9 protein-coding genes are annotated in these 13,063 nt (G+C 54.2%); 4 read left to right on the top strand and 5 right to left on the bottom strand.

Annotated features, from left to right (window positions below; all coding sequences use genetic code 11):
- Positions 1–210: 210 nt before the first annotated feature.
- A complete protein-coding gene (locus tag FHS72_RS04135) occupies positions 211–519 on the bottom strand; it encodes a hypothetical protein (RefSeq protein WP_183525997.1) in 309 nt (102 codons plus the stop codon).
- Positions 520–756: 237 nt separating this feature from the next.
- Between FHS72_RS04135 and FHS72_RS04130 the strand changes: the two genes are divergently transcribed.
- Positions 757–2,907: a GumC family protein gene (locus FHS72_RS04130; RefSeq protein ID WP_246414469.1), complete on the top strand. Its 2,151-nt coding sequence runs from the start codon at positions 757–759 to the stop codon at positions 2,905–2,907.
- 96 nt (positions 2,908–3,003) lie between these two features.
- Positions 3,004–4,362 carry a polysaccharide biosynthesis/export family protein gene (locus FHS72_RS04125; RefSeq protein ID WP_425511104.1) on the top strand — a complete coding sequence of 453 codons (1,359 nt, stop codon included), beginning with the start codon at positions 3,004–3,006 and terminating at the stop codon, positions 4,360–4,362.
- Between the two features lie 92 nt (positions 4,363–4,454).
- On the opposite strand, the gene FHS72_RS04120 is transcribed toward FHS72_RS04125, so the two are convergent.
- Complete coding sequence (locus tag FHS72_RS04120) at positions 4,455–6,500, bottom strand: NADH:flavin oxidoreductase (RefSeq protein ID WP_183525994.1); 2,046 nt, start codon at positions 6,498–6,500, stop codon at positions 4,455–4,457.
- Positions 6,501–6,569: 69 nt separating this feature from the next.
- Positions 6,570–7,478, bottom strand: a complete 909-nt coding sequence (locus FHS72_RS04115; RefSeq protein WP_183525991.1) for a hydrogen peroxide-inducible genes activator — start codon at positions 7,476–7,478, stop codon at positions 6,570–6,572.
- A gap of 99 nt (positions 7,479–7,577) precedes the next feature.
- On the opposite strand from FHS72_RS04115, the gene katG reads away from it, so the two are divergent.
- Both katG and FHS72_RS04105 read left to right on the top strand, forming a co-directional pair.
- Complete coding sequence (katG, locus tag FHS72_RS04110) at positions 7,578–9,737, top strand: catalase/peroxidase HPI (protein WP_183525988.1); 2,160 nt, start codon at positions 7,578–7,580, stop codon at positions 9,735–9,737.
- A gap of 110 nt (positions 9,738–9,847) precedes the next feature.
- Entirely contained in the window at positions 9,848–10,591 is a 744-nt protein-coding gene (locus FHS72_RS04105; protein WP_183525985.1) for a sulfite exporter TauE/SafE family protein, read from the top strand.
- Here the strand turns inward: FHS72_RS04105 and FHS72_RS04100 are convergent.
- Complete coding sequence (locus tag FHS72_RS04100) at positions 10,584–11,075, bottom strand: cold-shock protein (protein WP_183525982.1); 492 nt, start codon at positions 11,073–11,075, stop codon at positions 10,584–10,586. The two genes, FHS72_RS04105 and FHS72_RS04100, sit on opposite strands and share 8 nt — an antisense overlap.
- 270 nt (positions 11,076–11,345) lie before the next feature.
- Positions 11,346–12,944 carry a phosphate ABC transporter substrate-binding/OmpA family protein gene (locus tag FHS72_RS04095; protein ID WP_183525979.1) on the bottom strand — a complete coding sequence of 533 codons (1,599 nt, stop codon included), beginning with the start codon at positions 12,942–12,944 and terminating at the stop codon, positions 11,346–11,348.
- Positions 12,945–13,063: the final 119 nt, after the last annotated feature.

The following is a 13,063-nucleotide window of genomic DNA, read 5'->3' as shown; positions in this document are numbered from 1 at the left end:
CTAATCGTTAAAACCGTAGCCTGACGATCTGTCATGTGGTGAGCCGCGCAGTTCCATTGCATGCGGATTGATCGCATGGCTTAACCTCGGGCAGGACCCATCGGATTAAGTGGTTAGCATTGATTAAAAAGCTTTGACGCTGACAAATAAATAAAGGCCGCAGTCGAAACCACGGCCCTTAAGGAAGTGTATCTAAAGTTCGGTGTGAACTTAGTTTGTGCCGTTTGTGCCGCTAGAGCTACCACCGCCCGAAATTGCACCAACTGCGATGATTGCGCCAAGGCCTAGCGCCAATGGACCAGCCGCGGCAAGAGCAGCGCCAGCAACAGGCGTAAAGCCGGTGACCGGAACAGCTGTTCCAATTGCGCCGGGATTAACAGCAACGCCTACTGCAGTTGGAGTGGGGCTAACTACGGCAACTTCAGTGCCTGCAGGTGCAACGACTGTTGTGGACTGAGCAAACGCAGGTGCTGCGCCGAGGGAAAGAACGAGTGCAGAAAGAATAATTTTAGTGTTCATTAGGGTTCTCCAGATTTTCTAATTTTGCTTATCATGCCGCATCTTTAAATCAAAGCCTTAGAGTGCTTGTTTTTATCGAAAATGCCTATTAGGACACGGTAAATTACGGTGACTTGAAGCGCGGGAATTTCCCCGCTGTTTCTAACGCTAATTTAGCGGTGCCTGTCAAAAAATAAGCAGACATAACCGCAATCCTGCATTGCAGTTGTTAGTCAGAACCAAGAAGCGGATAAGTCTTTGGATCAAAAGCGTTTTGTCGAAGATATTGATGATGACACGATTGATCTGTTCGCCTTGATGCGAACTGTTTGGTTGGGAAAATGGGTAATCGCGCTATTTTTCGTGATTGCTGCATTTATTGGCATCTATATCGCATACTTTGCCTCAACTCCGATTTATCGCGCAACATCAGTTGTTATTCTTGAGACGAATCAACAATCGCCCGTGCTTGACCTGCAAAGTGTTGTGAGCGGTGCATCAGGTGACTCAACAGGGGTAAAGTCCGAAATAGAAGTGCTGCGTGCACGCAGCTTAATGGAATTGGTCGTCAATCGTATGGATTTGACCAACGACCCCGAATTTAACAGCAGCTTGTTGCCCGAAACGAAAAGCGACCGTTGGAAATCGGCCACGATTGGTTTTATCAAAGGATTAGCCATTCGTGCGACGGGGGGCGAATACCCGCCCGCACCCGACGCCGATCTACCTGCCGATGTCGTGGCGCAACGCAAACTTGATTCAGCAGTGGATACATTGCTCGATAAAACGACCGCGCAAAACATCAACGGGTCGCTGGTGTTCCGTATCACAGCAGAGTCCGAAAGCGCGACAAAGGCTGCTGAACTCGCCGATACGATTGTAGCACTGTACATCATCAATCAGGTGAATGTGAAATTCGAGGCGATGGAGCAGGCGACGGCATGGTTGAGCAACCGTGTGTCCGAGTTGAAGATAGAACTTGAAGATGCCGAAGGCGCGATTGCAGATTTTAACGCTGGAACTGATCTGGTCTCGCTTGAGATCATCAAAGATTCCGAATTGGAACTTAACGAGTTACGCCAACGATCTGCCGAGGCACGCGAAACGCTCAGCGATTTTGACGAGGCGCTCGCTGCCTACCAATCCGCCACATCGCTCGCTGATAAGGTTGCCGCGTCGAACGATCCGCAATTGCGTCGTCTGGCTGAAACTGTCGGGTCCGATCCACGCAGCAGCGCCGCGTTTGATGCGCGGTTTGATGCGCTCTTCCTGCGCGCCGAACAAAACGTTGAAAGCGCGAATTTGCAGATCACGGCATTGGACAGGTTAGAGCAAGACCTCGAAGCACGGATCGCCGTTCAAAGTCGTGATTTGATCGCATTGCAGCAATTGACACGAGAGGCCGAAGCGACGCGATTGCTTTACGAATACTTCCTGACACGCCTCAAAGAAACATCAGCACAACAAGGCATTCAACAAGCGGATAGCCGGATTTTATCCGATGCGGTCATTCCACGTGTTCCATCCGAGCCAAAGAAATCACGCATCGTTGCGCTGTCTGGTATTCTCGGCATTATGTTGGGTGTCGGGGCGGTTCTGCTACGGGCTAGCAGGCGAAACGGTTTTCAAACTGCGGGCGAGTTGGAAAAACACACCGGCGTCACTGTTATCGGTCAGATCCCGACAATCCCGGCACGTAAGCGTATGAAAGTGCTGGATTACTTAATCTCAAAACCAGCGTCGGCCGCAGCGGAAGCTGTACGAGATTTGAGGACGTCGGTGATGTTGTCGAACCTCGATAATCCGCCAAAAGTTATCGTTTCGACGTCGTCTATTCCAGGCGAAGGCAAAACAACAAACTCACTCGCTTTGGCGCAAAACCTGTCCTCAATGGGCCAAAAAGTCCTCATGATCGAAGGCGACATTCGCCGCCGCACCCTGAACCAATATTTTGATGCCAAACCAACGCACGGCATCGTATCTGTTCTGTCGGGCGATAAACGCGCCGAAGAGGTGATCGAGCACTTCGCTGACAAAGGTTTCGATGTGATCTTTGGCGAAAAGACCAGCGCGAACGCCGCTGATGTCTTCTCGTCTAACCGCTTCAAAGAATTTATCGCGGCGCAGCGTGAAAACTACGACACGATCATTATCGACACGCCCCCAGTTCTGATCGTTCCGGATTCGCGGATCATTGCCCAAGTCGCCGACGCGACTCTGTTCTCGGTGAAATGGGACAGCACATCGCGTCCCCAGGTCGACGAGTCCCTACGCTTGATCCAGAACGCGAACCAAAAGGTCACAGGTCTGATCCTGAGCCAAGTCGACGCGGCTGGAATGAAAAAATACGGATACGGCGGCAGTTATGGCGCGTATGCGGGTTATGGGGCGCAGTATTATTCGAACTGATCAGTCCGGTGACTAGATCAGATAGCAAGATTTGATATAGCTTTGCGCAAATTAAAGCGCTTTAGCATACGAAATAATGAGATGAGGAGTACGCGAGTGCGTCTGTTTGGAATGGCTGTGATTGTGTTGGGGCTGGCGGCCTGCGGTTCTGTTTACCGGACACCTGACGTGATTGCTGGTGCTGGCCAAGGCACAAACGTCCGCGTTATTCCCGTGACAGCAGAGACCGTCGTGCAAGCGAACCGTTCCCCATTCACGCCCACAGCATTGCCCGCGATCTTTTCGCAGACGGCTGGCGCTGGTGGTGCAATTCGCGGAACCGGGGCGTTGCCCGACGCGCCGTTGCAGCCTGAAATCGCACCGCAATCATTGACGCTGCGCCTGCCACCCGACGCGCCAACCCAGCCCTACCAGATTGGTGTTGGCGATGTTGTGTTGTTATCGACCCCGACTGCGACAGGCAACACCGTCGCGGAATTGTCGGGACTTTTGGCCGCCCAGAACTCTCGCCAAGGCTATACTGTTCAAGACGACGGCACGATCAACATTCCAAACGTTGGCCGGATCGACATAGCGGGCCGCAGCATTGAAGACGCCGAAGCACGCCTGTTTCAAGAGCTTGTTCGCAACCAGATCGACCCGAATTTCAGCCTCGAAATCGCAGAGTTTAACTCGCAGCGCGTGTCTATCGGCGGCTCTGTTTCGAACCCGACGGTTGTACCTGTGACGCTAGTTCCCCTGTATTTGGACGAGGCACTGGCCCGCGCAGGCGGCATTGCAGTGAGCGACATCGATTTTGCGTCCGTGCGTCTTTACCGCGATGGCAGTCTTTTTCAGATCCCGCTTGCCCAGCTTTACGCCAACAGCCAACTGACCCGTACGCGCTTGCAAGACGGCGACGTGCTGTTCGTGGATTCCGAGTTTGAACTGGATCGCGCTCAACAGTATTTCGAACAGCAACTGACCATCGCGAATGTCCGCCAAAGCAATCGGCAATCCGCACTTCAGGAACTACAACTCGAAATCGGCCTACGCCGCGCTGACTTGCAAGAAGCCCGCCAGAATTTCCAATCACGCATCGACTTAGGCGCGGACAATCGCGAGTATGTTTATCTCGCTGGTGAAGTCGGCCAACAGGGTCGGTTCCCGTTGCCATATGAAAGCCGCGCCGTGCTGGCCGACGCCTTGTTCGAAAACGGCGGCATCGCGTCGTCGACTGGCGACGTGAGCCAAGTCTATGTGCTGCGCGGCTCGACCCATCCGCGTGAATTTGGCGCTGTGACGGCTTGGCAACTTGATCTGCGAAACGCTGCAAATTTCACACTGGCGACGCAATTTGAGTTGCGTCCCGATGATACTGTTTTTGTTGCACAACAACCGGTTACACGCTGGGATCGTGCGCTGTCGCAAATCATACCGCAGATCATCAGCATCGGTACAAACGTTACGAATTAGCGCTATATCTTCGTAGCAATCAAGCCGCTGTAATCCCTCATTCTGATCAGGCTCGGATCGTGGCAGCCACAAACGCGTCGGTCGAAGGCGTGCTAGGCGCAGGACATTAACCGCAGCGCATCGTAAATCGCGGCATGCGTGTTTCGAGCGGACACTGCGTCGCCGATGCGAAACAGTTGAAACGTACCATCAGGGTTGGTGTGAATTGCTTGCGGTGCGCGATTGATAAAAGCGTCGTGGTCCAGTTCGCCACGGTTTGAGGACAGCTCTCTCAGGTCGAAATATAGGTCATCTAGCGGCAGCGTCCCGTAATTCACGACGACCTGATCGTAATGTTTGGTCGTCAGACGATCCGAATAATCGGTGCCGATAGTGGCCATCAATTTATTACCATCTTTCGCTACGGATTTGAGGCGGTGGGTCACAGTGAACGTCACATTATCGGCCTGCAATGCGCGCATATACGGCGTCAGGTTCATCGCCATCACTTCGGGTGCAAATGTGCGGTCAGGTGTCATAATCTCAACGTTAGAGCCTGCTTTCATCGCAATTTCAGCCGCCTGCAACCCCGCATGATCGCCCGCTTCGTCGTAGACTAAAATCGACGCGGCGGGGGCTACATCGCCCGAAAGGATATCCCACGACGACACAACATTTTCGGCGTCCCGATCTGTTTCGTACAGCGCGACATTGGCCATGCCACCAGTCGCCACGATGACGATATCAGGGGCTTCAGCGGTAATGTCATCCACGTCGGCAAAGGAGTTATACCGGATCGTCACGCCCAACGCCTCGCATTGCGCGACGCGCCAGTCGATGATCTGCATCATTTCTACGCGACGTGGCGTTTGGGCGGTCAGACGGATTTGCCCGCCAGCCTTATCTGCGGCCTCGAACAGCACCACGCTATGACCACGTTCTGCTGCGACGCGGGCAGCCTCTAAACCACCGGGACCAGCGCCGATCACCACAACCTTTTTCGGCCTGTCCGATTGAGTGATCTTATGCGGCATGTCTTGCTCGCGACCCGTCGCAGGGTTGTGAATGCACAGCGCCATGCCTCCCTGATAAATCCGGTCGAGGCAGTAATTTGCCCCTGTACAGGGTCTAATATCCGCCTCGTGACCGCTCAAAATCTTTTGCACGATGTGGGGATCAGCCATATGGGCGCGGGTCATTCCGACCATATCAAGGTGACCTTCGGCGATCGCATGACGCGCGGTTGCGACGTCTTGGATGCGGGATGCGTGGAATGTTGGCAGGCCCGTCGCTTTGCGAATTTCGGAAGCCACATCAAGATGCGGTGCGCTGCGCATACCCGCGACGGGGATCATATCGGTCATGGCCGGATCGGTGTGAATACGTCCGCGATTAACGTTAAAGAAATCAACCATGCCGCTGTCGCGTAACATAGTGGCGATTTGAACGCCTTCTTCGGCGGTGATGCCGCCTTTTTGCATCTCGTCCACCGTGCCGCGCACGCCGAGGATGAATTCAGACCCGACGCGTTTGCGGATCGCAGTCAGCACATCCAGCGTCATGCGGACCCGATTTTCCAACGTGTCTGCACCGTACGGCCCCTGCAAAGTATTCGACAGAGGCGACCAAAATTGGTCCAACAGATGACCCCCCGCATACAGCTCAACGCCGTCAATGCCGCCCGCTTTCATCCGTTCAGCGGCGGTGGCGTAATCGTCGATGATACGCGCGATATCCCAGTCTTCCATCTTTTTGGGAAAGGCGCGGTGGGCCGGTTCGCGGTCATGGCCAGGTGCGACCGAAGGCAGCCAGTCACCCTTGTTCCAATTCGTGCGGCGTCCGAGGTGCGTAAGCTGGATCATGCAGGCTGCACCGTGTTCATGCACAGCATCAGTCAGTTCGCGCACCCACGGCACGACTTCGTCCTTGTACGCTAGAATGTTGTTGAAAACCGGCGGGCTATCGCGCGACACAGCGACGGAACCGGCGGTCATTGTCAGAGCAACACCACCCTTCGCCCGCTCGGCATGGTAAGCGCGATACCGCCCCTTGGGCATTCCATCCTCGGGATAGGCAGGTTCGTGGCTTGTCGTCATCACCCGATTTTTGAGCGTCAGATGTTTCAACTGATAAGGCTGCAAAAGCGGGTCGGTGGACATGGGCGAAATCCTGAACGGTGAAGATGAAATCAAACAGCGCGTGCTATGTTTTCACTTCACCAGAATGCGTCATGCTTTTGCAAGTCTCGCGTTGCCCGCCGCCGTTTTGACCACCTCTGCGATCTGTACCAATTGTTGCGCCAGTGGATTTGTTTTGCGCCAGATCATCCCAATGGTACGGGTAGGCTGTGTTCCGCCAAATCGGGTGACGCAAACGGGGGCAGACTTTGCCTCGACGCTTAGGGCCATTTCGGGGATCAAGGTCACGCCGATACCAGCGCCGACCAGTTGCACCAGCGTAGACAGCGAACTGCCGTCCAATCCGTCGCGCGCGCGGGCTGTTTGCCTGTCGCAGTACGACAACGCCTGATCGCGCATACAGTGCCCTTCTTCGAGCAATAACAAGCGCATGGTTTGTAGGTCATCGATATGCGGGACCGCTTCGTTTGCATCCTTTTCGGGACGCACGAGGACAAAATCTTCGGTGAACAATGGGGCAATCGTAAAGGACGATTCCGCAATAGGCAGCGCCACAATTGCCGTGTCGATCTGACCATCCTGCAATTCTTGGACGAGTCGCGGCGTCGTGGTTTCGCGGACATGAATGTCCAACTCTGGATGAGTGCCGGACAATCGCCTCAGGATACTGGGCAGCAAATAGGGCGCAATCGTGGGGATCACTCCGATCCGCAGACGACCCGCCATTTGATCGCCTGACATACGCACCAAATCTTCCAGCTCTTCGACGCCGCGCAGAATTTCTCGTACACGGACGGCAAAGTCTTCGCCAAAGCCGGTCAAACGAACTTGGCGGGCGCTACGTTCAAACAGCGGCGCACCTAGGATTTCTTCCAACTCTTTGATCTGCATCGACAATGCGGGCTGCGATATTGCACATGTGTCTGCGGCACGACCAAAGTGGCCATGCCGGGCAAGCGCTTCAAAGTAGCGGAACTGCTTTAAGGTGACGTTTATCATAAGGCATACTTATCGTCGCAATCAGAATATTCAACTTAAACTAATTCTAAAACTTTGCTAAGCAGTGCGTGAATAAGACATCAACAGCGGAGTAGAGCCATGGACGGCGATAAATCAAATGCAGGCAAATGCCCGGTTTTGGGCGGTGTAAACCGTCAAAGTGCTAAGGGGACAACGGGAAACCAGCACTGGTGGCCTGAACAGTTGAACCTGAAAATGCTGCATCAGAATACGCCGCAGGGCAATCCAATGGGCGACGATTTCGATTACGCCGCAGAATTCAAAACGCTGGATATTGATGCTGTGAAGGCCGATTTGGCCGTCCTGATGACCGACAGCCAAGACTGGTGGCCTGCCGATTATGGTCACTACGGTCCATTCTTCATCCGCATGGCATGGCATTCCGCAGGGACGTACCGCGTCGGTGACGGTCGCGGTGGTGCACGGTCTGGTAGCCAACGGTTTGCGCCGCTGAACTCTTGGCCTGATAACGTAAGCCTTGATAAAGCGCGCCGTCTGCTGTGGCCGATCAAAGCAAAATATGGTGCTAAGATTTCTTGGGCCGATTTGATGGTCCTGACGGGCAACGTTGCACTTGAGACAATGGGCTTTGAAACCATGGGCTTTGCCGGTGGTCGTGAAGACATCTGGGAGCCAGAAGAAGACATCTACTGGGGTCCAGAAACCGAATGGCTCGAGGACGAACGCTATACTGAAGGCCGTCAGATGATCGGCGAATTGGGCGCAGTTCAGATGGGTTTGATCTACGTAAACCCAGAAGGACCAAACGGCGTTCCCGATCCGCTCGGTTCTGCGCGTGATATTCGTGACACGTTTGGCCGTATGGCGATGAACGACGAGGAAACTGTTGCACTTGCCGCTGGTGGTCACACCTTTGGTAAAGGTCACGGCGCTGCTGATCCGGGTCTATATGTTGGTCCAGAACCAGAAGCGGCACCTTTGGAAAACCAAGGCATCGGTTGGACATCCACATACAAATCCGGCAAAGGCGAGCACGCCATTTCATCTGGCCTCGAAGGGGCTTGGACAGACAACCCAATCAAATGGGACAACGGGTACTTCGACAACCTGATGGGGCTCGAATGGGAACTGGGCAAAGGCCAAGGCGGCGCGCACCAGTGGTATCCAAAGAGCGGCGAAAAAACCGTACCAGACGCACATGTTGCTGGCAAAATGCACGTCCCGACTATGTTCACAGCGGATATCGCACTGAAAGAAGACCCGATCTATCGCGAGATTTCAGAGCGGTTCTACAAAGACCCATCCGCCTTCCAAAAAGCGTTCTCCAAAGCGTGGTACAAACTGACGCACCGCGACATGGGCTCTTACGAGCGCGGTCTGGGTGACCATAAACCAGCAGAGCCGCAGCTGTGGCAAGATCCCGTGCCCGCTGTCGATCACGAGCTGATCAACGACGTGCATATTGCTGACCTGAAGGCGAAAATTCTCGCGTCTGGTCCGTCGATTGCTGAATTGGTGTCTGTCGCTTGGGCGTCTGCCTCTACATTCCGTGGGTCCGATTTGCGTGGCGGTGCCAATGGTGCCCGTATCGCATTGGCCCCTGCCAAAGATTGGGAAGCAAACAACCCTGCGCAACTCGCAAAAACACTGGATGCCCTGCGCGGTGTTCAGGCGTCATTTGGTCACCCTGTATCGCTTGCCGACCTGATCGTTCTGGGTGGTTGCGCGGCTGTTGAAGCAGCAAGTGGCGTTTCCGTTCCGTTCACACCGGGCCGGACTGACGCGACGCAAGAGCAGACTGATGTTGAATCCTACGCTTGGTTAGAGCCAAAAGCAGACGGCTTCCGCAACTATTACAACGGTGCGACATTGCAGCGGACGCCGGCAGAGATGCTGGTCGACAAAGCACAGTTGCTGACGCTGACAGCGCCGGAAATGACTGTTCTGCTGGGTGGCCTGCGTACATTGGGGGCCAACTACGACGGGTCTGCGAACGGTGTCTTTACTAATACGCCAGGTACGTTGAGCAACGACTATTTCGTGAACCTGCTGGACATGGGCACCGAATGGAAAGCCACGTCCAAAGACAGCTACGAGGGTGTAGACCGCACAACAGGCGAGTTGAAATGGACAGCGAGATCAGTAGATATCCTTGCCGGTTCCAACTCTGTCATGCGGGCCGTGGCCGAAGTCTACGCATCCGCTGATGCCGCAGACAAATTCAAGGCGGACTTCGTCGCAGCTTGGACAAAGGTTATGACGCTCGACATCGTCTAAGCGACTTACCTGTAAGACAAAAATGGCGCTCCAGTGAAAACTGGAGCGCTTTTTGCATTTCGCCACAACGGGTGCTGGTGTTGGTCAACAACGCCGCCTACAGTTCGCGAATGACGTATTTTTACGCAGGCTTAGACCCTGCAATCGCAACATTTCTGTTTGCCGCCAGCTTTGTCGGGTCGTTCATTACGGTGGCGCTGGGCATCGGCGGCGGCATGATACTGTTGGCGCTCATGGCCACGCTTATACCGCCAGTCGCGTTGATCCCTGTGCACGGGGTGATCCAGCTGGGGTCCAACGTGAACCGTGCAATTGTCATGGGGCGTCACACCTATTGGCCGCCCGTTATGGCCTTTGGGGTCGGTGGTGTGATCGGCATCTCGATCGGCGGTGCTATTGTTGTGGATCTACCGCCAAGCGCTGTGCAAATCGGCGTCGGCATCTTTGTGATCTGGTCCGTACTGCGTAAACCGCCGGGGTGGCTGACGCGGTGGCCGTGGGTCACGGGGATGATCTCTAGCTTTCTGACGATGTTCTTTGGCGCGACTGGGGTTTTTGTCGCGGGATTCGTCCGGTCGCTTGGTTTAGGGCGCGAAGCCCATGTCGCCACCCAAGCGATCCTGATGACACTGCAACACCTGTTAAAGGTGATCGTCTTTGGCTTGCTGGGATTCGCATTTGGGCCGTGGCTTGGTTTTATGGCGATTATGATCGCGACAGGGCTACTTGGCACACTGCTAGGGCGGCAAGTTTTACGCCGGATGAACGACGCAATCTTTGGCAAAGTCCTGAATTGGATTTTGATCGCGCTGGCACTGCGGCTGATCTGGCAAGGGATTGCTGGTCTTAGGTAAGAAATTTCCACGGCTGGATCACAGCAACCTGCTTTTGCGCGTCGCCGCGGTCAACGACCACAGCAACGGCAAGACCAGGAAACAATTCACCCATACCAAATTTACGCAGAATATCTGCGTGCACAAAAATCTCTTCGTTGGTTCGGAACAACATAACAAAGCCGTAACCTTTAACGGAATCGAACCACTTCACACAGCCCGGCTCAAGCGTGTCTTTTTCTTCAGTCGTCAGGTCGTCGTAAGTGACAACATCGTTCGGTTGGCGGATTTCGAGGACACGAGCAACGCGAACACCGCGCTCTGTTCCCTCAATAATAAAATCCACCACGACTTCTTTCGCAATCGTGTTGATGCCAAACTCGCGCAGCGTGTTGACGTGCAGTAGCACTTCCTTCCCAGACTCGGCGTCGACGACGAAACCGAAGCCCTTTGCGGGATCGAACCATTTGACAGTACCAGAGAAATTTTTGTCGTCAGTATACATAATAGACCGTTAACTTGATCAGAAGGTTGGCATCTACTTCTGGTTAAGCCTGCCAACAGGGGCAAGCAATCACAGCAGGGGCCGACCTGACCTAAAGAGCAGGTACAGTTGTGTAGAAGGTTCCGAATACGCCTAAAACGTGTCGAGATTGGGTGGTAATTGCCTTAAATGCCTATGTTTTTGGCATATGCGTATGCATGCATCGCCAGAGATTCGTTAATCCGGCGGTGACTTTAGCATTTTTAACGTGGGTCAGAATCGTATTCCGGGTCAGCTTTTGATCGACTCAATCCACACTTCGACGCGGCGATTAATCGCGCGACCGTCTTCGCTGATATTACAGGCGGTTGGCGCGAGTTCACCAAATCCAGAGGCATCCATCTCAAGCGTAGCCAAACGTTCGCCCGCAAATTCCTGAAGCTCAGCCATCATCTGCGTTGCACGACCTTGGGACAACACGTGGTTATTTGTGAACAGGCCAACACCATCAGTGAACCCGACAAACCGAACCTTTGTGCCGTCAGGCTGTGTGGCGAGATAATCGGCAAGGCGTGCCATGTCAGCAGCCCCGCGTTCATCCAGACGGGACGATCCGGTGTTGAAACGGAACGTCGTCGAAAGACGATCAAAGCCATCCATCTGTTCTAACATCTGTGCAATCACACCATTCTCAAAATCGTCACCGCTGTGATCAATCAACTCAAGCGCACGGGCGCTGTCGGCAGGTTGCGCACGGCGATTGATCCCGAGATCAATGAACCCAGAGGCCGTAATCGCAGCATCAGCGTCCTGCGACACAACAAAATCGACAAAGCTTTGGGCAGAGGCGTCCAGCACTTCATCGCGATTGTAGAGATAAAGGCGGCGCTGCAACGCATATTCTTCGGTCTTGGCCGAGAATGCGTCAGGCGTCATCGCCATTCCACATTCGTTGATCAGCGTCAGCGGCTTGGCGTCCTGCTGAAACGCATAACCGACAAAACCAATGGCAGTAGGATCGGCGTTGACCTGTGCGGCGACTTTGTTGTTGTCGTCCACAATCATTGCACCATCAACAAGCGTCGGTTCGTCATCGCCAAAGATGCGGGCCTCAAACACGTCCCGCGTGCCGGACCCAGCTTCACGGCCAATGACGGCAATCGGGGCATCGTCGCCACCCAACTCAGACCAATTGGTGATCTTACCGGAATAGACATCGCGCAATTGCTCTAACGAAATCTGCTGAACTGTGTTGTCAGGATGCGTGATGACCACGAGGCTATCGACCGCGATGATGTGTTCCTGACCAGGCGCAATCATATTGCCAGCGCCACTGTCACGCAGCGCGGTAACTTCTTCGGGGCGAATACGGCGGGACGACATGCCAAACTGGGCGGTTCCATCAAGCAGGGTCGCGAAGGCATCGCCAGAGGACGTCGATGTGACGTGATAATTGCCGATCACACCATCGCTGACCAAGCTGGTCAGCATCACGCCGTCGGTTTGATCCGCAGCGACTGATGCTTTGACGTTCAGATGTGTGGCAAGGCCGGAAATCAACTTTGGCATCATACCGAGCCCAACAGCATCGGACCCAGCGATCTGAATGTCAGTGGTTACAATGTCGGCGGCGGGTACAGTATGAATGACGGGGCAAGCATCGCCATCGCAGCGGACTTTGGATGCGGCAACCCAAAGATCGCCCAACCCTGTGCGGATGGCATAAGCATCGTCTTTGAATTCAAGAAATTCGCCGACAAGGTTCACGGTCCCGTCGTCAGAAGTCAGTGTGATCTCGCTGGCCAAAACAGACATCGGCAATGCGCCAACGGCAAATGTAATCAATGCGCGGTTGGCAATACGACCCGCGGTTTTCTTGTTCAAAGCCATCTCAAATTCTCCACTTTTCCTGAAACGAGCGCCCGGTCGCTTATGCGATCTCTTGGCGGTTCTCTCGTAAACCCGTCTCAAATCGTGACGGTCCACGCTGGATTTGACAAAAATTTATG

Source organism: Yoonia ponticola (assembly GCF_014199395.1).
Classification (GTDB): Bacteria; Pseudomonadota; Alphaproteobacteria; order Rhodobacterales; family Rhodobacteraceae; genus Yoonia; species Yoonia ponticola.
This window is presented reverse-complemented; position numbering and strand designations above follow the sequence as displayed.